Source organism: Bradyrhizobium macuxiense, from assembly GCF_007993935.1.
Taxonomy (GTDB): domain Bacteria; phylum Pseudomonadota; class Alphaproteobacteria; order Rhizobiales; family Xanthobacteraceae; genus Bradyrhizobium; species Bradyrhizobium macuxiense_A.
In genome coordinates this window covers 616,270-640,500 of the sequence record NZ_VITY01000002.1, presented here as the reverse complement: position 1 = coordinate 640,500, position 24,231 = coordinate 616,270, and the positions used below count along the sequence as shown (strand labels likewise).

At 64.9% G+C, this 24,231-nt stretch carries 14 protein-coding genes; 6 read left to right on the top strand and 8 right to left on the bottom strand.

Translation table 11 applies throughout. The features are described 5' to 3' along the window. Window positions 1–37 precede the first annotated feature (37 nt). Window positions 38–3,340 carry a carboxyl transferase domain-containing protein gene (locus FBZ93_RS07035; RefSeq protein ID WP_146985204.1) on the top strand — a complete coding sequence of 1,101 codons (3,303 nt, stop codon included), beginning with the start codon at window positions 38–40 and terminating at the stop codon, window positions 3,338–3,340. A gap of 345 nt (window positions 3,341–3,685) precedes the next feature. Here the strand turns inward: FBZ93_RS07035 and FBZ93_RS07030 are convergent, their stop codons facing one another. Then, entirely contained in the window at window positions 3,686–5,320 is a 1,635-nt protein-coding gene (locus FBZ93_RS07030) for a flavin-containing monooxygenase (RefSeq protein ID WP_146985203.1), read from the bottom strand. A 231-nt stretch (window positions 5,321–5,551) separates the two neighbouring features. On the opposite strand from FBZ93_RS07030, the gene FBZ93_RS07025 reads away from it, so the two are divergent. The 4 genes from FBZ93_RS07025 to FBZ93_RS07010 all read left to right on the top strand — a co-directional run bounded on the left by FBZ93_RS07025 (window position 5,552) and on the right by FBZ93_RS07010 (window position 10,069). Further along, a complete protein-coding gene (locus tag FBZ93_RS07025) occupies window positions 5,552–6,775 on the top strand; it encodes a cytochrome P450 (protein ID WP_146985202.1) in 1,224 nt (407 codons plus the stop codon). Between the two features lie 127 nt (window positions 6,776–6,902). After that, entirely contained in the window at window positions 6,903–8,504 is a 1,602-nt protein-coding gene (locus FBZ93_RS07020; RefSeq protein ID WP_146985201.1) for a GMC family oxidoreductase, read from the top strand. A gap of 7 nt (window positions 8,505–8,511) precedes the next feature. After that, entirely contained in the window at window positions 8,512–8,961 is a 450-nt protein-coding gene (locus FBZ93_RS07015) for a hypothetical protein (protein ID WP_146985200.1), read from the top strand. Between the two features lie 85 nt (window positions 8,962–9,046). Continuing rightward, on the top strand, window positions 9,047–10,069 hold the full coding sequence (locus FBZ93_RS07010; protein ID WP_146985199.1) for a S1C family serine protease: 1,023 nt from the start codon (window positions 9,047–9,049) through the stop codon (window positions 10,067–10,069). Window positions 10,070–10,245: 176 nt separating this feature from the next. Here FBZ93_RS07010 and FBZ93_RS07005 read toward each other — a convergent pair whose 3' ends face one another. Next, the gene (locus FBZ93_RS07005) at window positions 10,246–11,622 is read right to left on the bottom strand and encodes a SagB/ThcOx family dehydrogenase (RefSeq protein ID WP_167528947.1); all 1,377 of its coding nucleotides are present in this window, start codon (window positions 11,620–11,622) and stop codon (window positions 10,246–10,248) included. A 93-nt stretch (window positions 11,623–11,715) separates the two neighbouring features. Beyond that, a complete protein-coding gene (locus FBZ93_RS07000) occupies window positions 11,716–13,962 on the bottom strand; it encodes a TOMM precursor leader peptide-binding protein (protein ID WP_146985197.1) in 2,247 nt (748 codons plus the stop codon). Between the two features lie 979 nt (window positions 13,963–14,941). On the opposite strand from FBZ93_RS07000, the gene FBZ93_RS06990 reads away from it, so the two are divergent. Next, complete coding sequence (locus tag FBZ93_RS06990; protein ID WP_283810812.1) at window positions 14,942–15,811, top strand: VOC family protein; 870 nt, start codon at window positions 14,942–14,944, stop codon at window positions 15,809–15,811. Window positions 15,812–16,504: 693 nt separating this feature from the next. Here FBZ93_RS06990 and FBZ93_RS06980 read toward each other — a convergent pair. The 5 genes from FBZ93_RS06980 to FBZ93_RS06960 all read right to left on the bottom strand — a co-directional run bounded on the left by FBZ93_RS06980 (window position 16,505) and on the right by FBZ93_RS06960 (window position 24,006). Beyond that, window positions 16,505–17,284, bottom strand: coding sequence for an alpha/beta fold hydrolase (locus FBZ93_RS06980; protein ID WP_146985195.1), 780 nt, complete (start codon window positions 17,282–17,284; stop codon window positions 16,505–16,507). A 5-nt stretch (window positions 17,285–17,289) separates the two neighbouring features. Continuing rightward, entirely contained in the window at window positions 17,290–18,585 is a 1,296-nt protein-coding gene (locus FBZ93_RS06975; RefSeq protein ID WP_146985194.1) for an O-acetylhomoserine aminocarboxypropyltransferase, read from the bottom strand. Window positions 18,586–18,630: 45 nt separating this feature from the next. Then, complete coding sequence (gene pncB, locus FBZ93_RS06970) at window positions 18,631–19,935, bottom strand: nicotinate phosphoribosyltransferase (protein ID WP_146985193.1); 1,305 nt, start codon at window positions 19,933–19,935, stop codon at window positions 18,631–18,633. A gap of 61 nt (window positions 19,936–19,996) precedes the next feature. Beyond that, window positions 19,997–23,539, bottom strand: a complete 3,543-nt coding sequence (locus FBZ93_RS06965) for a molybdopterin cofactor-binding domain-containing protein (RefSeq protein WP_146985192.1) — start codon at window positions 23,537–23,539, stop codon at window positions 19,997–19,999. Then, window positions 23,539–24,006, bottom strand: coding sequence for a (2Fe-2S)-binding protein (locus tag FBZ93_RS06960; protein WP_146985191.1), 468 nt, complete (start codon window positions 24,004–24,006; stop codon window positions 23,539–23,541). The genes FBZ93_RS06965 and FBZ93_RS06960 overlap by 1 nt, the downstream gene beginning before the upstream one ends. Window positions 24,007–24,231: the final 225 nt, after the last annotated feature.

Below are 24,231 nucleotides of genomic sequence, written 5' to 3'. Positions count from 1 at the left end.
AAGAACATCAGTCGCCCGAGAGTTCAACGGAACCATCATGTCTTTCAAGAAATTGCTGATTGCCAACCGCGGTGAGATCGCGATCCGGATTGCCCGCGCTGCCGCCGAGAGCGGCCTTGCCACGGCCGCGATCTATCCGGCCGATGATGCGGCCTCGCTGCATGTCCGCTCCGCCGACGAGGCGCACGAGATCCCCGGCCACGGCGCGCGGGCATATCTCGACATCGAGGCGGTGATTGCGGCGGCCAAGGAAGCGGGCTGCGATGGACTGCATCCGGGCTACGGCTTCCTCAGCGAGAACACCCAGCTGGCGCGGCGCTGCGCCGAGGAGAAGATCACCTTCGTCGGCCCGTCGTCCGAGGCGCTCGACCTGTTCGGCGACAAGGCCAAGGCCAAGGCGCTGGCGAAGAAATGCGGCGTGCCGATCATTGCCGGCACCTCAGGCGCGACGTCGCTTGAGGAGACAAAAGCCTTCTTCACCTCGCTCGGCGCCAATGCCGCCGTGATGATCAAGGCGATCGCCGGCGGCGGCGGGCGCGGCATGCGCGTGGTCGAGGACTTAGCCAAGCTCGACGAGGCCTATGCGCGCTGCCAGTCGGAGGCCAAGGCGGCGTTCGGCAGCGATGCCGTCTATGTCGAGCGGCTGATCCGCAAGGCCCGCCATATCGAGGTGCAGATCATCGGCGATCGTCACGGCGCGATCAGCCATCTCTGGGAGCGCGAATGTACCATCCAGCGTCGCAACCAGAAGCTCATCGAGGTGGCGCCGAGCCCGTCGCTGAGCGAGGCCCTGCGCGCACGCATCATCGAAGCGGCGAAGCAGCTCGCGACCGCCGCGCGCTACGACAATCTCGGCACCTTCGAATTCCTGGTCGATGACGAAGCCGGCGAAGGCGAGGGCGCCTTCGCCTTCATCGAGGCCAATCCGCGGCTCCAGGTCGAGCACACCGTCACCGAGGCGGTGCTCGGCATCGATCTCGTGCGGTCGCAGCTCGCGGTCGCCGCCGGCGCCACGCTGGCCTCGCTCGGGCTGGCGCAGGCCTCCGTGCCGCTGCCACGCGGCTACGCGATGCAGCTGCGCGTCAACATGGAGGTGATGGACGAGAAGGGGCTGACGAAACCGACCGGCGGCACGCTCAGCGTGTTCGACCTGCCGTCCGGTCCCGGCGTCCGCGTCGATACGTTCGGCTATTCCGGCTACCGGACCAGTGCCGCCTTCGACTCGCTGCTGGCCAAGGTCATCGTGCATTCGCCCAGCCAGAAATGGACCGACGTGGTGCACAAGGCGTCGCGCACCTTGCGCGAATTCCGCATCGGCGGCGTCGCCACCAACATTCCGCTGCTCGGCGCAATCCTGGCGCACCAGAGCTTTGGCCGGAACAAGATCAGCACCAATTTCATCGATACCCATGTCGCGGCGCTGGTCGGCGCCGCGAATGAGCATGCTGCGCCGCTGCTCGAGGTGAGTGAGGCGACGACGGCCAAACCTGTCACCGCCGAGGCGGCGCCCGAGGGATCGCTCCCGGTGCCTGCGCCGTTGCAGGGCACCATCGTGGCGATCGAGGTCGCGGAGGGCGACCTGGTCCGTCCCGGCCAGCAGATTGCGGTGCTGGAATCGATGAAGATGGAGCATCTCGTCACCGCGCCGCATGGCGGCCGGGTGACGAGGATCGCTGGCGGCATCGGCGTCACCCTGATGCATGGCGAGCCGATCCTGTATCTCGAGCCTGCCGAGGTCGACGGCCACCACGCGGCGGAGGAGGCCGCGATCGATCTCGATCGCATCCGCCCGGACCTCGCCGAGCTGATCGCGCGCAAGGCAATCACGCTGGACGAGAACCGCCCGGCCTCGGTGGAGCGCCGCCGCAAGACCAACCAGCGCACCGCGCGCGAGAACATCGCGCAGTTGGTCGATGAAGGCTCGTTCGTCGAATACGGCTCGCTCGCGATCGCGGCCCAGCGCCGCCGCCGCAAGGTCGAGGATCTGATCAAGAACACGCCGGCCGACGGCCTGATCGCCGGTGTCGCGACCGTCAACGCCAGGCATTTCGGCGCCGACGGGGCGCGCTGCATGGTGATCTCCTACGACTACACCGTGCTCGCGGGCACCCAGGGCCATATGAACCACAAGAAGATCGACCGCATGCTCGGCCTTGCCGAGCAATGGCGCATGCCGCTGGTGTTCTATGCCGAAGGCGGCGGCGGCCGTCCCGGCGATACCGACCGGCTCGGCATGACCGGCCTCGACGGGCCGTCCTTCGTGCAGTTCGCAAAGCTCTCGGGCCTTGTGCCGGTGGTCGGCGTGGTCTCCGGCTATTGCTTCGCCGGCAACGCCGCGATGCTCGGCGTCTGCGACGTCATCATCGCGACCAAGAATGCTTCGATCGGCATGGGCGGTCCGGCGATGATCGAGGGCGGCGGGCTCGGCGTCTATCATCCGGCCGAGGTCGGCCCTGTTACGTTCCAGTCGCCGAACGGCGTGATCGACATCCTGGTCGAGGACGAGGAAGAGGCGACGACGGTGGCGCAGAAATACCTGTCCTACTTCCAGGGCGCGGTCGCCGACTGGAAGGCGCCGGACCAGCGGCTGCTGCGCCGCGCGATCCCGGAAAATCGCCTCAGGGTCTACGACATCCGCAACGTGATCGAACTGATCGCCGACGAGGGCTCGGTGCTGGAAATCCGGCGCGATTTCGGCGTCGGCATGATCACGGCTTTCATCCGCATCGAAGGCAAGCCGTTCGGCCTGATCGCCAACAATCCAAAACATCTCGGCGGCGCAATCGATGCGCCCGCCGGTGACAAGGCCGCGCGCTTCATGCAGCTCTGCGACGCCTTCGACATCCCGATCGTCTCGCTGTGCGACACGCCGGGCTTCATGGTCGGCCCCGAGGCCGAGAAGACCGCGATCGTGCGCCATGTCGCGCGGATGTTCGTCACCGGCGCCAGCATCACGGTGCCGCTGTTCGGCATCGTGCTGCGCAAGGGCTACGGCCTCGGCGCGCAGTCGATGATCGGCGGCGGCTTCCACGCCTCGTTCTTCACGGTGGCCTGGCCGACCGGCGAGTTCGGCGGCATGGGCCTCGAGGGCTATGTTCGCCTCGGCTTCCGCAAGGAGATGGAAGCGATCGCCGATCCGGTCGAGCGCGAGAAGTATTTCCAGACCAAGGTCGCCGAGCTCTACGCCAACGGCAAGGCGGTCTCGATCGCCTCGGTGCTGGAGATCGACGAGGTGATCGACCCCGCCGACACCAGGCACTGGATCATGGCGGGACTGCGCTCGGTGCCGAAGGTGGAGCCGCGAACGACGCGGAAGCGGCCGTGTATTGATGCGTGGTGACGTGAGCAGGATCCGCAAATTCGGTGTCGTCCTGGCGAAAGCCAGGACCCATTACCCAAATCTCAATTGGGGCGCGACGCTGGGGCCGTTGTCCCGTCCATCAGCAAATGCGGTGGTTATGGGTCCTGGCTTTCGCCAGGACGACGGCACTGAGTGGGGCGAGCCCTCTTGCAACAAGCTCCGTGTCGTCTCGGCGAAGGCCGGGACCCATAACCATCAATGCTGCTTGTTGCGCGGTGTTGGAACGACGAGTCCCATCCATAACATCCGCTGCGGCGTATGGGTCCCGGCTTTCGCCGGGACGACGGCGGTGAGTGGAGCGAGCGCCTCGCGTCACTGAGACAGTCAGCCCAACCTCAACTCCGCATACCCCTGCGCCGCCACCGCGTCGCACCGCGCGCGATAGGCCGGCGCGCTGCCGCTGTAGCGGGCGACGATGCGCCTTTGCTTGCCTTCGACGTTGCGGTTGATGCCGGTCATCCAGGAATCGACCTCGTTGGAGAGCAGGCCGACGCCGAGCGCCTTGACATGATCGGTCCAGCCGGCGGTGCCCTCGGGCGTGGCGTCGAGGAAAGTCAGGCCCTTCGCTTGCGCGAAGCGGAGCAGGTCGGTGACCCAATCCACGCTGTATTCGATGCTGCGCGGGATGTTGCCGAGCGCGGTGTGCGGGCCCATCAGCATCATCATGTTGGGGAAGCCGTCGACCATCAGCCCGAGATAGGTTTCCGGCCCATGCGTCCATTTCTCCTTCAGCCGCGCGCCGTGCGCGCCGCGAAAATCGATCTTGTCAAAACTGCCGGTGATGGCATCGAAGCCGGTGGCGTAGATGATGATGTCGAAGGCGTAGTCCTTCTCGGCCGTCCGGATGCCTTCGGGTGTGATCTTTTCGATCGGCGTTTCCTTGATATCGACGAGCTCGACATTGTCGCGGTTATAGACCTCGTAATAGAAAGTCTCGAGCGGCAGCCGCCGCGTGCCAAAACCGTGGTTTGTCGGGATCAGCTTCTCGGCCACCGCCTGGTCCTTGACGCGCGCGCGAATCTTGCGCGCGACGAAATCGCTGATCGTGGCATTCGCCGCACGATCGATCAGGATATCCTTGAAATTGCCCTGCCAGATGCCGAAGCCGCGCTCGCCATAGAGCTTCTCGTAGAACGCTTCGCGCTCTTGCTCGCTGACCTCGAACGCGCCGCGCGGATCGGGCGTATGCACGAAGCAGGCGAAGGTCTCCTTGCAGCGCGCAAAGATCTCGGGATAGCCGGCCTTGATCCTGCCTTGCGTCTCCGCATCGATCTTGCCGTTGTGCAGCGGGGCCGCCCAGTTGGCGGTGCGCTGGAATACGGTGAGGTGGCCGACTTCGCTCGCGATGGTCTGGATGGTCTGGATGCCGGTGGCGCCGGTGCCGATCACGGCGACGCGCTTGCCGGTGAAATCCACCTTCTCCTTCGGCCAGCGCGCGGTGTGAAACGACTGCCCCCTGAAATCGTCGAGGCCCTCGACGCGCGGCAGGGTCGGCGTCGACAAGGGACCGATCGCGGTGATCAGGAAGCGGCAGCTATGCTGCGCGCCGCTTTCCAGCGTGATCCGCCAGCTCCGCGTCTCGTCCTGATAGATCGCCGACGTGACGCGGCTCTCGAACTGGATGTCGCGGCGCAGGTCGAACTTGTCGGCGACGTAATTGCAGTAGCGCAGGGTTTCGGGCTGGCCGGCGAAATGCTCCGACCATTCCCATTCCGCGAGCAGCTCCTTCGAGAACGAGTAGCCGTAGGAATAGCTTTCGGAATCGAAGCGCGCGCCGGGATAGCGATTCCAGTACCAGGTGCCGCCGACGCCGGTGCCTGCCTCGAACACGCGCGCGCTCAGGCCAAGCTCGCGCAGCCGGTAGAGCTGGTACATGCCGGACAGGCCGGCGCCGATGATGATGACGTCGTAGTCCAGCGCAGCCGCCTCGGGGCTGTTGTCCTGGCGCGGTGCGGCCACCTGTCGTCGCTCCCTGGGTTGATCGGCGGTAAAGCTAGCCGGTCTCGCTGCGACCGACAAACATCGAAGCGCGGGGCTGCTATCGCGATTTGCCGGGGTCGCCCGCCTGCGCGCATTCCGCGCGGCGGACTGTCCGTTCCGCGGCTTTACTCGGCCGCGGGATACCCGCTATCGTCGGCCCTACAAGGCGATCGCCCGGCAAGCGGCGACGGAACCAGCGGGAGTGAGGCGATGGGAGAGGCGCTGCGCAGGCCGACGTCGACCGATGTCAGCAATCCCCGGCTCTATCAGGATGACACCTGGCGGCCGCTGTTCGCGCAGCTCCGCTGCGACGATCCCGTGCATTATTGCGAGGCGTCGGCCTACGGCCCGTACTGGTCGGTGACGCGCTACGACGACATCTTCGCGGTCGAGCTCGACCACCAGAACTATTCCTCGGCTTCCGAGCTCGGCGGTATCCAGGTCGCGGACCAGCCGAAGGGGCAGGAGCGGCCGAGCTTCATCCGCATGGATCCGCCCGGCCACACCGCGCAGCGCCGCACGGTGGCGCCGATCGTGGCGCCGTCGAACCTCGCCAATTTCGACGCCTTGATCCGTAAGCGCACTTCAGCCGTGCTCGACGCGCTGCCGCGCAACGAGACCTTCGACTGGGCCGAGCGGGTCTCGGTCGATCTGACCAACATGATGCTGGCGACGCTGTTCGATTTTCCCTCGGAGGATCGCGCCAAGCTGACCTGGTGGTCGGATGTCGCGATCGCCAACATCGATTCGCCTGACGCGGTGGTGCATTCGGAGGCCGAACGCACCGCCGAGCTGATCAAGATGGGAGAGGCGTTTCGAAAGTTGTGGGACGCCCGGGTCGATGCGCCGCCGACCTTCGACCTGATCTCGATGCTGGCGCATTCGCCAGCGACGCGGAATCTGGATGCGCGCGAGTTCATCGGCACGATCGGGCTCCTGATCGTCGGCGGCAACGACACCACGCGCAACTCGATGTCTGCCGGGCTGATGGCGCTGTGCGAAAACCCCGAGCAATTCGAGCTGCTCCGCGGAAGGCCGGAGCTGATCCCGAACCTGGTGTCCGAGACCATCCGCTACCACACGCCGGTGCTGCACATGCGGCGCACTGCGCGCAACGATGTCGAGCTCGCCGGCCGGCAGATCAAAAAGGGCGACAAGGTGGTGATGTGGTACATCTCCGGCAACCGCGACGAGGACAAGATCGATCGCGCCGACGAATTCATCATTGACCGCGCCAAGCCGCGTCAGCATCTCGCCTTCGGCGCCGGCATCCATCGCTGCGTCGGCGACCGCCTCGCCGAGCAGCAATTGCGCATCCTCTGGGAGGAGGTTCTGGCACGTGATCTGCGTTTTCAGCTGATGGGCCCGCCGCAAAGGCTCTATTCCAATTTCATCCGCGGTATACGAAGCTTGCCGGTGAGAATCGTGAATTGAGCCATTATCTCCATCTCCGTCATTGCGAGCGAAGCGAAGCAATCCGTCGTGCGTCATGCGCGGAAGCGTGGATTGCTTCGTCGCTCCGCTCCTCGCAATGACGAAGGAGAGTTAGCAGGAAACAAGAATGAAGAGCGATCCCGTTGACGTCCTGATCATCGGCGCCGGCGCCTCCGGCGCCGCGGTGGCCTGGAGCCTGGCCGATACCAAGATGCATATCCTCTGCCTCGACCAGGGTGGCTGGATGAATCCGGCCGAATACCCGAGCACCGGGCGCGACTGGGAGGCGAAGTTCTACGGCGAGTGGGCGACCAGTCCCAATGTTCGCCGCCGGCCCGAAGATTATCCGATCAATGACGACAACTCGCCGATCAAGGTCGTCAACTTCAACGCCGTCGGCGGCTCGACCGTGATGTACACCGCGCACTGGCCGCGCCTGCATCCGTCCGATTTCAAGGTGAAGACGCTCGACGGCGTCGCCGATGACTGGCCGATCGATTACGACGCGCTGACGCCGTTCTTCGAGGAGAACGATCGCATGATGGGTGTCTCGGGCCTGTCGGGCGATCCGCTGTCGCCGCTGAGCCACCCGCCGATGCCGCCGCAGCCGCTCGGGCTATCAGGCCCGCTGCTCGGCAAGGCCCTGAACAAGCTCGGCTGGCACTGGTGGCCGTCGGACACCACGGTCGCGACGATGGATTACGAGGGCAGGGCACGCTGCATCAATCTCGGCCACTGCACGCCGGCCTGCGCACAGGGCGCCAAGGCCTCGACCGATATCACCTACTGGCCGCACGCGATCCGCGCCGGCGTCGAGTTGAAAACCCATTGCCGGGTGCGCGAGATCCTGACCAACGAGCAGGGCATGGCCTCCGGCGTCGTCTACTACGACAAGGATGGCGTCGAGCAACTCCAGCCGGCCGAGGTCGTCATCATCGCCTGCAACGGCGTCGGCACGCCGCGGCTGCTGCTCAATTCGGTGTCCGGAAAATTCCCCAATGGCCTCGCCAATTCATCCGGCCTGGTCGGCAAGAACCTGATGTTCCACCCCTATGCGCAGATCTACGGCTTCGTGAAGGAGCCGACCGACAGCAACCGCGCGCCGCCGACCTGCCTGTGGAGCAAGGAATTCTACGACACCGATCTGTCGCGTGGCTTCGTCCGCGGCTACGGCATCCAGTTCGGCCGCGGTGCCGGGCCGGTGTTCGAGGCGGTCGCGAGCGAGCAGAAGGGCATTCTGCCCTGGGGCAAAGATCATCACCGCGTGTTCCGCAGGCTCAACGGTCATCGCCTTGCGGTGTCGGCGATCTGCGAAGATCTGCCGGAGGAGCACAACCGCGTCACGCTCGATCCGGTGCTGAAGGACAGCCACGGCATTCCTGCGCCGAAGATCGACTACACGATCTCAGCCAACAGCCGGAAGATGATGGACCACGCGCTGGCGCGCGGCCGGGAGGTTCTCGATGCCGCCGGCGCCACCGACATCTGCATCAACGATCCGATTCCCTGGGGCGGCTGGCATCTGCTCGGCACCGCGCGGATGGGCATCGATCCGGCGCGCTCCGTGGTCAACGAATGGGGCCGCTCGCATGACGTCAAGAACCTCTTCATCGTCGACGGCAGCATCTTCGTCACCTCGGGCGGCGTGAACCCGACCTCCACCATCCAGGCCCTTGCGCTCTACATCGCCGACCAGATGAAGCAGCGTCTCGCCAATTTGTTCGATTGAGATTGCTATGTCCGACGTAAAAGAACTGACGGCAGCCCAACGCGCCGATCTCCGCACCGTCGCCGCGATGATCGTTCCCGCCAGTGACGAGTACAAGGTGCCCGGTGCCGACGATGCTGCGATCCAGGCCGACATGCTGGCAACACTCGGCCGCGACACCGCGCTGGTGGCGCAGGCGCTGGATCATCTCGCGGATCTCGCCGGCCAACCGCTCGCCGAGCTCGACGATGCCAGGCGCGATGCGGTGGCGCAGGAGTTTCGCAAGCTCGGCGGCGCGGCCGCGGCGACGCTCGTCCGCGTGGTGCTGCAATGCTACTACCGCGACGACCGCGTGCTGCGCTCGCTCGGGCTCGAGTTGCGCGCGCCGTTCCCCAAGGGCCATGTGCTGCCGGACGGCGACTGGTCGCTGCTCGATCCGGTCCGGGCACGCGGCGGCACGCTGCGGCGGGCGACCTAGCCAGCCGGGCAGGGCTGCGCCGGGGCGTAACCACTTGCGGTGCGCGGAGCCGGTCACCATCTGAGCGAACCAAAGGACTCTCGCCATGCTGGATTTTACCTCAGATACCGCCGCTGACGCGCCGTCAGCGGCGACGGCCGATGCTGCCCGGCAAGATGATCGGGCTTTGCTGGATGCCTATTCCAACGCCGTGATCGACGTCACCGACCGCGTCGGTCCGGCCGTGGTCCGCGTCGAAACCGGGCCGAAGGTGCGCAATGCGCGCGAGCGCGGCGGGCTCGGCTCGGGCATTGTGATCTCGCCCGACGGCTTCGTGCTGACCAACAGCCATGTGGTCGGATCGTCGAAGGAGATCCGGCTGCGCGACACCGAGGGCTTCGTCACCGACGCCCATGTGCTCGGCGTCGATCCCGACACCGACCTCGCATTGCTGCGCGCCGATGGCGCGCGCGATCTGCCCTACGCGTCGCTCGGCAACTCCAAGACGTTGCGGCGCGGCCAGCTCGTGGTCGCGATCGGCAATCCGCTCGGCTTCGAATCGACGGTCACCGCCGGCGTGGTGTCGGCGCTCGGCCGCTCGATCCGTTCGGTCAGCGGGCGGACCATCGAGGACGTGATCCAGACCGACGCCGCGCTCAATCCCGGCAATTCCGGCGGGCCGCTGGTGTCGTCGAAGGGCGAGGTGATCGGGATCAACACCGCGATCATCAACGGCGCGCAGGGCATCTGCTTTGCGGTCGCCAGCAACACCGCGCAGTTCGTGCTGTCGGAGATCATCCGCCACGGCTATGTCCGCCGCGCCTATATCGGCGTCGCCGGCCAGACCGCGCCGGTGCCGCGGCGGCACGCAGTGCTCGCCGGCGTCGAGAACAAGATGGGTGCGCTGTTGATGCAGATCGAGCCGGACAGCCCGGCTGCGCGCGCAAGCCTGCTGCCGGGCGACGTCGTGATCCGGCTCGACGGCATCGAGATCAACGGCGTCGACGACCTGATCCGCGCACTCGATCACAGCCGGATCGACCGCTCGCTATCGATGGACGTGCTCCGCCTCGGCCGCCTGCGCGCGATCGAGATCCATCCGATCGGAAGGAAGCCGGCGAAGCAGTAAGCACGGTGCGCGCAGATATCAGACCCTCATGGTGAGGAGCCGCGCAGCGGCATCTCGAACCACGAGGCCCTGACTGTGGCCTCATCCTTCGAGACGCGCGTTCCGCGCTCCTCAGGATGAGGGGTGAGCGTTGAGCGCGAGGCTATTACCGTAGCACCCAAAACGCGGCTGGCCCTCTAGCTTGCGGCCAGCGGTGTCTTGCCGCGTCCGAGTGCAAATTGACCGACCGGGCTCTCGACATGAAATTCGAGCCCGGTGATTTTCGCAAACAGATCGATGTTGGTCGTGCCGATGGCGCAGCCGCCAAGGCCCATATCGGTCGCCGCCAGATAGAATGTCTGGATCACCGTGCCGACATCCTTCAGGATCAGCGAATATGCGATGGAGCTGTATTTCCAGGACACCCGCCCGAAACGCGCAGCGATCGTGATCAGGACCTGCGGCGGGCCGGGCGCGTCCATGGCAAACTCGGCCGCCGTCGAGAGCGCCTGGAGCTGCTGGGCGGAAGCGTCGATCGCTACCAGTGCGTGAGCACCCGCATCGTAGTGGTAAAATCCGCGCGCAAGCCCCTCGCAGTTCGAGACTGCCAGATACAATTCCAGCTCGTAAGCGCTGCCCGCCGATGGATAGGGCCTCGCGCTGTAGGTGACTTCAGGACCGCCGTCAAAATTCGCGCCGTTCTTCCATTCCGATAGCACGCGGGCAGTGGTGTCGAGAAACTGTGCGAGTTCGGCGAGCGTGACCGGGTGCTGGTCGTCGAAATCTCGTATCGAATGGCGTTCACGCAACAGCTTCGCGACGGGCGAGATCGGCTCCGGCGTGGAGAGCTTGCGGAGGGCGATCTTCTCGCCTGGCCAACGCGGACGTATCGCAGGCAGCGGTGGAACGGCGCCCGCATAGGTGAATGCACCGCCAACCGGATCGGCATGCCGGCCCTCCGTGCTCCGCGTGTGAAACACGAGATCGTGGAAATCCCAGAGAACGAGATTGCCGTCGCCTTCATTCACCCGAAGGCCGTCGCCATCTTTCGCATTGAGCTTGATCAGCATCTGGCTGTCGAGCAGCAATCCGAGCAGATCGAGGTTCAGGGAGGTCGCGTGGCGGCGAAGCTTGCTGATCTTCTGGGGCTGCGACAGGGCCGCGAGGGTGGCAGCGATGGCGGGATCGCAAATCCGGAACAGTGCCCCGGCACGCGGCGATTCCAGCACCATCTCGTTGCCGCGCCGGCGCAGATAGGCGAAGCGCGACAACACGATGGTATCACCGTTCCCCAGCTTTGCAGGTTGCGGCCAGTATTCGGCGACCTGCGGCTCGATGACCACGAGGTCCCGCGCTTCGCGCGGCGAGGATAGGCGGTATTCGAGAAGCCCGTGCCGCGCCAGTCGCTGCACCAGGGCATGAAGCTGCCTCGCGAGGGCGCTTTTGCCGGCAAAGGAGGCGAGCGGCAGGCCGGAGGCGAGATGTCCCGCACGCTCGATCGCCGCTGCGCTGAATTGTCCCAGATTGACCGTATAGTGGCCGAGGGCAGCGGCGATGCTTCCGTCCGCCTGCATGTGAAGGGAAAAACTCCGGTTCAACCGGGCGGCGATGACTGGTGCAATCTTCCTGGTCGGCTTCTTCCGGAGCACGCGCACGGAGGTCAACCTTCAGGTGTGTGGAAGGAACGGAGTGAGTTCGCTTTCCTGTCGCGGGCGATCCAATAATCCAAGCTTCACCGGAACGTCGTAAAGCCGGCCGGGCGCGAAGCGGCGATAGAAATGCCGCAAGCCCGGAACGAGCACCCTGACGACGGGGACTTCGACGTCGGGCCGCGTCTGGTCGAGCACGAGGAAATCGTGTCCCGCACCGGTGGCAATCTCGATGCAGGCATTGACCTGGTCGCTCGTATTGTCGTGGACCTTGAGGCCCGGTGCCGGCGGAACGATCGGATTGTCGCTGGGGATCAGGAAAGGATAATCGTCAAGTCGCAGCGGCGTAACACCGTCAAGCGTCGGCTTCTCGCCACTTCCGCCGCCCATCATGCCAATCGACATGAACTGGGTCAGCTCCGTGAGGGAGCGCAGCAGGGCTATGCGGCGATCGAAATGCGAGCCGGAGCCGAACTCGATATTTTCGTGCCCGTTCTGCATCCAGTGCGTGATCGCCACGTAAGAGGGAATGCCGAGATCGCTGGTGATGTCGAGCACCCAGAGCCTGCGCCCCGCATCGGCAAGCTGGGCTTGCAGATCCCGCACATAGGAATCGTCGAATTGCGTGAGGTCGACTTCGGCACGCTGTAGCCGATTGTACCACCAGATGGCGTAGGCATCGCGTTCGACCAGTTCGAGGAATCCTTGAACGATGGCTTCCTCACGGGTGTTGCCGGCCGCGCATCCGTTGGAATCCGTGTGGAAGCCGCCATAGAAAAAGTACAGCAGTCCGGTCGGAAGATATTTGAAGCGCTTGTCGCGTAACGACCAGACCGGCGACCACTCGGTTTTTGTCGAGGGATCGAACGGCTCGGGAACCGGGTGTGAATCGTCCGGCTGCGGGGCATGCCTGTTCTGAAACTGCGTGTCGCTGAAAAGCTGGACGTCGTTGGGAACGAGAGCGTCACCGGGAGCGAAATCGGCAAAGCGCCGGTTGGTCCTGATCTCGTCACCCTGGAAAATGCCCGAATAGCGCTCGATCGCCTCCATCAGCGCGCTGGCCTCGCCCTGCTCGGCTGTGGAACCCTTGCCGAAGCTGCCGCCGCTCAGTCCGGATCTGAGCTGATCGACGTTCCAGGCCGGCGCGGAGAAGTTGTGGTAGGCGAAAAAATTCGTATTCATCGGCAGATCCGCCTCGATCCGCTCGAGCCGCGAAACGACGCCGGTCAGCGGACTGACGTGTTTGCGGAACCGCGCGACGGTGGTCCGCGACGTTACGGTGCGGTATCCGCCGCTGGTGGCTATGAGCTTTCTGCCCTCGGCAATCTCGATCGGGGTTGCCGCCCGGCGCGCGCTCTGCAGCTTCTTGCTGCCGCAAGTGGGACATTGCGGGCGTTTCGCGACATAGTGCTTGGCAATGACGGCACCAGTCAGGTCGAAGCTTGCAATGTGATCGCGCAGGTCGGTGCGAAAACCCGAAGCAATCGCCTTCGTGATCTCCACGGCAGCGAAGTGAACTGCGGTCTGTCCAACGGTGTCGTGGACCAGGGGCGATACGGCGACCGCTTGCGCCGGTCCGCGGTCGAGAAATCCCTTGATCTCCCGATTGCGTATCATGCGATCGAACAGACAGGTCCAGCAGGCGCTCTCGCCCGGCTTGAACACAGGTCCCACCAGCGGAATCACGCCTGACGGCTGCACCAGGAGCCACGGCATCCCATCGGCGACGCGCTCTCCGTTCAGCTCGGCGAGCCCTCGATCAAGATAGTCGTTCACCAGCGTGATGATGAGCCTGGGCGATCGCTTGGCGATCTGAACGCCAAGCTTGCTCAAGGCCGTGCTCAGTTCCCTGGCGCCTTTGACATCGATCGATTCCACCCGCACGGGGCAATCGCGGAGATTCTGTTCCGCCACCTCGGGCGGCAGGCCGAGGCTCGCCCAATATCCGTCAACGGCGCCTGCGAATGCGTGCGATGCTCCACCAACGACGTATTGGCGCTCCAACAGCCGCCTGATCGCTTCCTCGATCTTGTCGGCGGGAAAGCTCCTTGAAAGCTGGCGAACGATCTCTGGCGCAGCCTTTCCATTTTTTCCGATCGCCGTGGCTACCGCACAATACAGTTCGCCGTGCAGGAAGAACTTGCGATTCTCGGAATAGAGACAGACCACATTGGGAGGAATGACATAGGCGGTGAAGTTCGGCGCGAAGCGCAAGACGCCCTTTCGGGTCTGCCTCGCGGCGCGGCTCTTGCGATTGACTGTCATCGGGTCAGCACGCCGATCCTGTTCCCGTCACTGCCGGTTGCCGGCGCCCGGCAAACCACTGCCCCGCTCAACTTTTGCGCCGAGCTCGACTATTCGTCGAATAAGTTGGATCACACTCGCCCGCCATCGGCAAGCTGACCAGCCAGGCGCGGCGAAGGTTGTGACGAAAGCAAAGAAATGGCCGGGTCGTTCGCGGACCCGGCCAATGAAATCGCGACGTGTCGATGCATAGTCAGGGAGCGCTGCTTCCTAGCACCAGCGGCAGCGGCCCCACGATGCACAGCACCCTGCGCAGGTCACCCATGGCACGCCTACCCCGATCCAGCCAACGCCGCAGCCGCCACATCCACCGCAACCGACGCCGCAGCGGCAGCCTCTGCACGCTCTACATCCGCCGCAGCCTCTGCAGCCTCCGCAACCTCTGGCGCCTCCGCAGCCATGACAACCACCGCATCCCCGCGCGAGCAGCACACCGCCCGCGACGCTTCCATGGTCGATGAGATTGAGATGGAAGGTGGCGAGGTTGACGTCGGCGAGTTCTTCCTCGCTGAGCGCGGTCACCTGGCCGGGCGCGAAGCTCGGCCTGTGTTGAACGTCGCCGGTCGGTACGGCCGAAGCCGATGCACTTCCCGCCAGCGAAAAGGTTAGACCGGCTACTCCCAGCGCCGGCATCGCGGCTTTGGTCATTCGCCTCTTTTTCGAAGCTTGCTTCACCCGCTGCATGGCCGCATCCTCCAATGTTGGAAGAAGGATCTCCGAAGGCCGTGATCCTACGCCGAGCGAACAGGGCAGGCAAGATTTAGGGATACACGATTTAGGGATACACGAAATGTAATGAGGCTAGCTTGCATTCATCTTCATGAACAATATCGCCGCAATTTCATCAATGGCGCCGAATATCCGCGCCCGCGGGCGGATTGCGACGGGTGCGGTTTGATGCAGTGCGCAATTGCCGGCCCGCTTGAACAGGGAAATTAACTTGGTCGATCAGCCCGGACGCTTCGCCTGGTATGAACTCCTGACGACGGACATGCGGGCAGCAGCTGCCTTCTATGGCAAGGTCGTTGGCTGGGCGACGGAAGATGCGTCGACGCCGGAGCTGGCCTATACGGTGCTTACTGCAGGCGACACGCCGGTGGTTGGGCTCATGGAGCTTCCCGAAGAAGGGCTGCGATTGGGCGCAACGCCGAGATGGATCGGCTACGTCGCCGTCGATGACATGGATGCGAAGGCCGCGCAGATCCGCCGTCTTGGCGGCGCCATCCTGGTATCGCCGACCGACAGCAATATCGGCCGAATCTCAGTGGTCGCCGATCCGCAAGGCGCGACGTTTGCGCTGGTCACTGGACCGACATATGGCCAACGGCAACCCGGCGGATTGGACGAGCCCGGGTGCGTGGGCTGGCACGAGTTGCTGGCTGAAGACCGGAGCAAGATCTTTGCGTTTTACGGCGAGCTGCTTGGCTGGCAGAAGGCCCATGCTGGAGCCGATCCGGCAGACGTGTATGAAGTGTTTTCGGCGGCCGGGCAGACGATCGGCGGCATGCTCACCAAGCTTCCGAGCGTATCGCAGCCCTGTTGGCTCTACTACTTCAATGTCGACGACGTCGGCACGGCCGCCAAGCGCGTTCATGCTGGCGGAGGCCGGGTCCTCCAGGGTCCGATCGAGTTGCCCGATGGTTGCTGGATCGTTCGATGTGCCGATCCCCAGGGCGCCCTGTTTGCGTTGCAGGGCAGTTGGGATCAGACCCGCACCGAACGCCCCTCCACCTCGGAAGTCGGTTGGTCTGCCAGCTGGGGTGGCATTGCTTCAAAGGGCAGGATGGTGCTTCACAAGACCAAGCGCTAAAGCATGATCCGGAAAAGTGCGAAGCGGTTTTCCGAAAAGATCATGCTCAACAAGAAGCTAAAGCGTGATGACGATTCGACCTAATCTCATCGCGCTTTCGCTGCTCACCACCAGTATGGCCACCGCCAACCCTCATAGAGTTCCCACGACGACACCAGGGGCGGGCCGTAGGGATCGACCCGGTCGTCTTCAGGGCGATAGCGATATCGTGGAACAATGTAATAATCCCACGGCGTAGGCCTTATCACGGGCGTCGGGATAACAATCCTCGTCCGTTCATGTACGATTTGTGCCTTCCGCGTCCGGGCTTCAGCACCGGACGTCCCAAGGTTGTACAGCACCAGGGCCGCTCCGAGAGCGCAGGCGACGGTCACCATCTTCATCATGCACCGGCCTCCTAGCCTGAGAGTGCAAAAGGACTCAAAGCAAGGCAAGCTAATTCACTCCTGGCGGGCTCGAATCTCGCTTCTGCCCGCTCTCGGACTTATCGCATTTGCAGGAATTCGGAATAATAGAAGATATCGCTGATTTGCCCGACGCGTCAAGTTACTTGTCCAAGCGCCGGCGGGGCGCTCTGCTGCTTTGCATGGGGTTGTTTTCGATATTTTGGGGGCGCTCGTTGCGCGCCACCTTCTCCCACATCCGCCTTCGCCAAGGCTACGGCGGACATGAGGGGAGAAGGGAAGGGCGGCGCTACTGCAGCGCAGCCAGCAGCTCGTCGGGCTGCTCGACCATCATCATGTGGCCGGCGCCCGGCAGCACGACGGTGCGCGCATTCGGCGTTGCGGCGGCGAGCGCTTTGCCGGCCTTGGCTGGCGTCATCATGTCGCGTTCGCCGAGGATGAAGGTCGCGGGCACCTTGACTGCGGCAGCAGCCGTCAGTGCGTTCTGATAGGCATTGCAGGCGTTGAGGTCGGTGTAGAGCACGCCGGGCTTGGCCTCCTGCAGCACCCGCTGCGCGCCCTGGTGCATCCACAGGCCCGGCGCAAGGCTGCCGCCGAGCTCGGCCTTGAAGCCGAGGCCCCAGATCGAGACCATGTCGATCGCGGCTGTGTCATTTGCTTCGGCGGCCTTCAGCAGATCGGGGCCGACCGTCATGGTAGCCGCGGTGCCGATCAGCGCGAGGCCCGAGACCTTGTCGGGATGCCGCGCCGAGGTCTCGATCGCGATCAGCGAGCCCATCGAGTGGCCGATCAGCCGCGCCTTCGCCGCGCCGGCGGCGATGATCAGCGCGGCGATCCAGTCGGCCATCTCGGCGATGGTCGCGAGCGGCTTGCCGGCCGAGCGGCCGTGGCCGGGCAGATCGGGCGCCAGCACGGAATAGCCGTGATGGGCGAACCAGCGGCTGTGCAGCGCCCAGGTCGAAGAGTCGAAGCCGGCGCCGTGGATCATCACCACGGCCGGCAGCGATCTATCGAATGGCTTACCGCCGGTGGCGATGAAGGTGTCTGCCCCGTTCACTGAAAGCTGCATGGCGCTCAAGTCCTTTGCGAGGCGCGCAGCGCCTGGCCGAGATCGTCGATGATATCGTCAGCGGTTTCGATGCCGACCGAGAGCCGCACCAGCTCCTCGCCGATTCCGGCGGCCTTGAGCTGTTCGGCGTCCATCTGCTGATGCGTGGTGCTGGCAGGATGGATCACCAGCGTCTTGGCGTCGCCGACATTGGCGAGATGGCTGATCAGCTTCAGGCTTTCGATGAACTTCTTGCCGGCGGCGCGGCCGCCCTTGATGCCGAAGCTGATGATCGAGCCGGCGCCGCGCGGCAGCAGCTTCTTCGCCAGCGCGTAGTCGGGATGCGTCTCCAGCGACGGATGCAGCACCCAGTCGACCGCCTTGTTGGCGGCAAGGGCGCCCAGCACCGCATGGGTGTTGCTGACGTGGCGGTCCATGCGGACGCCGAGCGTCTCGATGCCCTGCAGCAGCTGGAAGGCGTTGGTCGGCGACAGGCAGGCGCCGAAATCGCGCAGCCCCTCGGTGCGGGCGCGCATGATGAAGGCGGCCTTGCCGAACTGCTCGTCGAAGACGATGCCGTGATAGCCGGCATAGGGCTCGGTCAGCTGCGGGAATTTGCCGGAGGCGCGCCAGTCGAACCGGCCGCCGTCGACGATGACGCCGCCGATCGCGATGCCGTGGCCGCCCATCCACTTGGTCGCCGAGTTCATCGTGATGTCGGCGCCGAGCTCGATCGGCTGGCTGAGGTAAGGCGTCGCGAACGTGTTGTCGATCAGGAGCGGAATCTTCGCATCATGCGCGATTTGCGCGACCGCTGGGATATCGAGCACTTCGAGGCCGGGATTGCCGATGGTCTCGCCGATCACGAGCCGCGTGTTCGGCCTGATCGCGGCGCGGAATTCATCCAGCGCGCGCGGCTTCACGAAGGTCGTGGTGATGCCGAAGCGCGGCAGCGTGTGCGCGAGCAAATTGATGGTGCCGCCATAGAGCGAGGCGGACGCGACGATGTGGTCGCCGGCATTGAGCAGCGTTGCGATCGCAAGATGCATCGCGGCCATGCCGCTGGCGGTGCAGATTGCGCCGACGCCGCATTCGAGCGCGGCGATGCGTTCTTCCAAAACGGCAGTCGTCGGGTTGGAGATGCGCGTGTAGATGTGGCCGGCGCGTTCGAGGTTGAACAGCGCTGCGGCATGGTCGGCGTCCTGGAACACGTACGACGTGGTCTGATAGATCGGAACCGCGCGTGCGCCGGTTGCGGGATCGGGGCGCTGGCCGGCATGCAGGCTCAGGGTTTCGAAGGCAGGCGGCTTGGGTGCGGGCATGCGAAGCTCGTCAGGTCAGTCGATGAGGATATTTGGTCTGAAGGTCTATACGTGAACTGCGGTGCGAACGCGGCCGACATTGCCGAACACGCGCAAATAGCGCTCGACCTCTGTGGGGATGCCGGTCGCCTTCTCCGGATTGTCGGAGAGTTTCACGGCCGGGCGACCGTCGACCGACGTCACCTTGCAGACGATCGAGATCGGATCGAGCTCGGCGGAGCCGTCGGGCGCGCAGCCGATGAAATCATTGGTGAGATTGGTGCCCCAGCCGAAGCTGACGCGGACGCGCCCCTTGAAGTGATGGAACGTCTCCTCGATCGAGCCGACATCCATCGCGTCGGAGAACACCAGGAGCTTCTCCTTGGGATCGCGGCCCTTCTGCTTCCACCACTTGATGATCTCTTCGCCGGCGGTGATCGGCGGCGCGCTGTCGGGCCGGAAGCCGGTCCAGTCGGCGACCCATTCCGGCGCGTCGCGCAGGAACGGCTTGGTGCCGAAGGCGTCGGGCAGCGCGATCAGGAGGTTGCCGCCATAGGCATGACGCCACTGGTCGAGGATCTGATAGGGCGCCCAGCGCAATTCCTCGTCGGAATTGGCGAGTGCAGCAGCCACCATCGGCAGCTCATGCGCGTTGGTGCCGATCGCCTCGAGGTCGTTGTCCATCGCGAGCAGCACGTTCGAGGTTCCGGTGAAGGAGGAACCGAGGCCTTCCTTCACCGCCTCGACGCACCAGCGCTGCCAAAGGAAGCCATGACGGCGGCGCGTGCCGAAATCGGACAGCCGCAGGCCGTCCAGCTTGCGCAGCCGCTCGACCTTGGTCCACAGCTTGGCCTTGGCGCGGGCGTAGAGCACGTCGAGCGCGAAGCGGCCATAGGTCTTGGTCGCCGCGCGCGAGCGCAGCTCGTTGAGGATCGCGAGCGCCGGGATCTCCCACATCGTGGTATGGGTCCACGGCCCGTGGAAATGCAGCTCATACTGGCCGTCGACCTTGTTCAGCTCGTATTCGGGCAGGCGGAAGGTCGAGAGCCAGTTGATGAAATCGGGCGAGAACATCTGGGTCTTGCCGTAGAACGTGTTACCGGCGAGCCAGATCAGTTCTTTCTTGGAGAAGCGGATGGTGCGGGCGTGGTCGAGCTGGGCGCGCAGCTCACCCTCGTCGATGACCTCGGCGAGCCGGATATGGGTCGAGCGGTTGATCACCGAAAAGGTCGTGCGGGTGTCCGGATAGGATTCCCGGATCATCTGCTGCATCAACAGCTTGTAGAAATCGGTGTCCAGCAGGCTGCGCACGATCGGGTCGAGCCGCCAGCCGTGGTTGTAGGTCCGGGTCGCGATATCTGTCACGGTCATGCGGGAACCTTAGCCTGCCCCGCGGCGCCCGCCCAGTGGGTATCGGGCGGAACATGGCAGGTCAGCGCGCTATGGTCTGCCGTATACGGCCGACCGTGGCGGCGACATCGGTCCAGGCCGGCTTGCCGGGGGCGAACTGGCTGCGGAGGAAGGAGGCGAGCTCGGCGATTTGGCCGTCGGACATGCTGTCCCGGAACGCCGGCATATAGCCGAGATCGGTCACGGCCGGCTTGGCAATCCCGTGCAGGATCACCTGGATCAGGTTGTCGGGGGCGTCGCTATGGAGGTTGCTGTTGAGCGCCAGCGACGGCCGGCTGCCGAACAAAGGCGGACCGCCGACCTCGTGGCAGACCGCGCAGGCGCCTTGATAGATCCGCGCGCCCGCCGAGGCGGCCGTGGTCACTACGGTGCTAGCCTCCAGTTTCGCAGCAATGGCATCGTGGGTCGGCTGGTCGGCGGTCGCGTTGAACGAGGCGAGGTAGACCGCCATCGCGCGGATGTCCTGATCGGGCAGCGCGCCGAGCTCCTGCACGACCGGTGCCATTGGGCCCGCCGCGACGCCGTGCAGGCGGGACTCGCCGGTGCGCAGATAGGCGTAGAGCTCGTCCTCGCTCCAGGGCACCGGCGCCTTCGATAGCGACGTCAGCGCCGGCGCCTCCCAGCCTTCCGCGAAGCCGCCGGCGAGATAGGCCGCTTGCCGTTCGGCGCCGAGCGCATTGCGCGGCGAGTGGCAGGCGCTGCAATGGCCGAGCCCTTCGATCAGATAGGCGCCGCGATTCCAGATTTCCGATTTCGATGGATCGGGCCGGAACGTATCAGGCTGATGGAACAGTGCATTCCATCCGGCGAGCAGCGGCCGCAGGTTGAACGGGAAGGCGAGCGCGTTCGCCGGCGTCTCGGCGCGCACCGGTGCCTGCGCCATCAGATAGGCATAGAGCGCCTGCAGGTCGGCATCGGAAGTCTTGGCGAAATGCGTGTACGGAAACGCTGGATAGAGATGACGCCCGTCGCGATGAATGCCCTCGCGCATCGCGCGCTCGAAGGCGGGATAGGACCAGGCGCCGATGCCGGTGTCGACATCGGGCGTGATGTTGGTGGTGGTGATGGTGCCGAACGGCGTTTCGAGCGGCCGGCCGCCGGCGTTCAAGATGCCGTGCTCCGAGGTGTGGCAGACGGCGCAGGCGCCGAGCGCCGCGAGCTCCTTGCCGCGCGCGATCGTTGCGGCGGAATAGACCGACGCATCAGGCCGGGCGATCGGTGCGATCGCGCGCCAGGGTAGCGCGGCCGCGCCGATCCCGATCGCAGCGGCGCAGAGCGCGGCAATGCCGGCGAGGATGCCGCCGCGCTTTGCGAATGGGTTTTGCCATTTGTCGATCGGCGTTGTCGGCGTGGGTGGAGCAAGCGGTGCGGGTGCGGCAGGCTGCTCGCCGCGCAAGCCCTTCAAAATGCGCTCCGGCGTGAATGGCAATTCGCGGAAGCGCACGCCGGTCGCGTCGTAGATCGCATTGGCGATCGCAGCCGCGCTCGGCACCGAGGCGGATTCGCCGACGCCGAGCGGCGGCTGGTCCTGCCGCGGCAGCATCAGCACGTCGATCTTGGGCAGCTCGGAGAATTTGATGATGGGGTAGGCGCCCCATTCCCGCGCCGTCACCGCGCCGCGCTCGAAGGAGACCTCCTCCATCAGTGCGCGGCTAGTCGACTGGATGACGTTGCCTTCGATCTGGTGCCGCACGCCCGCGGGATTGATCATCAATCCCGAGTCCTGGCCGGCGACGACGCGCGTCACGCTGACATCGCCGGTCGCCTTGTTGACGGCGACGTCGGCGATCCATGCCGACCATGCCGCGCCGTAGCCGGGAAACTTGCTGTGCACGTAGAGCGCATAGGCGAAGCCGCGGCCGCGGACGATGTCGCCGTCCGCCTCGGGCTCTTTCCACACCGGGCGGGGCGTCCAGCCTGCGCGCTCGGCGACTGCGTTGACGAGATCGATCGCGCGCTTGTCTTTCAAATAGCGCAGCCGGTATTCGATCGGATCGATCTCGGCCTCGGCCGCAAGCTCGTCGATATAGGACTCGTGTGCAAAGGTGTTCGGCAGCGCCGAGACGCCACGAAACCATGACGCGCGGACGATCGGCGGCATGTCGTTGGCGACCACGCGCATGTTTTCATAATCGTAGGGCGGGATCGCGGTGCGGTCGCCCATCTCGAACACGGCCGCTTCAGGCGCGATCCGCCCGGTGAGCAAGAGCGCCAGCGTCGGCGCGCCGTTCGACGGATAGCGTGTGGCAAAGTCGTAGCCGGCGACGCTGCCGTCGGCATTGAGCCCGCCGTTGACGTCCATCAGCTGCGCGGTGCCCTTCGGCTCCCAGGCATGTTCCTGCTCGCGTGTGAGCTGGACCCGCACCGGTTGGCCGACGGCACGCGACAGCAATAGCGCATCGGCGGAGACGTCGTCGGCGCAGTTGCGGCCGTAGCAGCCGGCGGCCTCCATCCGGATCACGTCGATCTCGGATTCCGGCCGCTGGATCAAGAGCGCGAGGTCGCCGCGCAGGATGTGCGGGTTCTGCGTGCCGGACCAAACCCGGATCGCGCCCTCACTGTAATCGGCGACCGCACAGGACGGACCGATCGAGCCGTGCATCTGGTAGGGCCAGACATATGTCCGCTGCATCGGCTTGGCGGCGGCCTTGATCGCGGCATCGACGTCGCCCTTGTCGATCAGTTGGCGCGGCGTTGAGGGATTGGCGCGCAGCGCCTGCTCGATGTCGGAGAGGTCGGTCAGCGCCGGCCCCGGCTTCCAGCTCACCTTGAGCTGCGCGGCCGCCTTGATCGCATTCTCCTCGCGCTCGGCGACGACGCCGACGAAATCGCCGATCCGCACCACGGCGACAAGCCCGGGAATATCGCGCACTGATCCTTCATCCACCGCGATCAGGCTGGTGCCAACGAACGGCCCGGCATCGACGCCGGCATAGGGTGGACGCACGACGCGGCCGTGCAGCATGCCGGGTACGCGCACATCGTGGACATAGACCAGCTCGCCGGTGGCCTTCGCCGGCAGGTCGACGCGCGGCACGGATTTGCCGACCACGGAATAAGCACTCACTTCCTTGACCGCAACGTCGTCGGCGAGCACGAGCCGGATGGTCTCATCCGCGATCAACTCGCCATAGCTGACGCTGCGATTGTCGTGACCGCGGATCAGGCCGTCCTCGATCATGAGATCACTGGCCGGCAGTTCAAGCCGCTCGGCCGCGCGCGCGAGCAAATAATGCCGCGCTTGCGCGGCGGCCTTGCGCAGGGGAACGGCGGTGATCTGGATGGTTTCGCTCGCGATCGTCGCGCCCTGGTTCGGCACCACGGCGGTGTCGCCGAGCACCACGACAACGCGGGCAAAGGAGACGTCGAGCTCTTCGGCAACGATCTGCCCGAGTGCGGTGCGAATGCCGGTGCCGAGGTCGACATGGCCGTTATAGGCGTTAACCGAACCGTCTGATGTGATGGTGATGAAGGTCTCGAACGCGCCTTCCGCACCCAGCACTGCCGGGCGAACGACCGACAGCGAGCCGCGCTTGCGTTGCTCGGGAGACCGTGCGTCCGCCATCAGTCGCGCGCCTCGAGCGCGTGGCCGGCGGCACGCATCGCGGCGCGGATGATTTCGATATGCGCGCCGCAACGGCAGAGATTGTAGCGCAGCGCTTCCAGCACCTCATGCTCGGACGGATTAGGATTGCGCGTCAGCAGCGCCTTGGTGGAGATGATCATGCCGTTGAGGCAATAGCCGCATTGCGCGGCCTGCTCGCGGATGAAGGCGTCCTGCACCGGATCGGGATGCTCGCGCGTGCCGAGACCTTCGAGCGTGACGATGCTGCGCCCCGCGCAGCCTTCGATCGGAATCACGCAGGAACGCGCGGCGACGCCGTCGATCAGCACCGCGCAGGCGCCGCACTCGCCGAGCCCGCAGCCATATTTCGGTCCGTTCAATGCAAGGTCGTTGCGCAGCACGTAAAGCAATGCGGTGTCGGGCGCGGCGTCGACATCATGATTCCTGCCGTTGACGGTCAGGCGCATTGCCCCGGTTCTCCCTTTGAAGTTTGCGCTGCAATGTCAGCGTCCGATAGCGGGGCGAGGATAACGTTTGTATACAAACGTGCAAGCGGCGGCATGCCGCGCTGCAGCGAGTGCACGTTTTATGAACAGGGTGCGCAAGCGAATGGCAGGGTTTGATTGCAAAGGCCGCTTGACAGTCTTGAGACCTGCGCGCAGGATCATTCGTATACGAATGATATAGGCAGG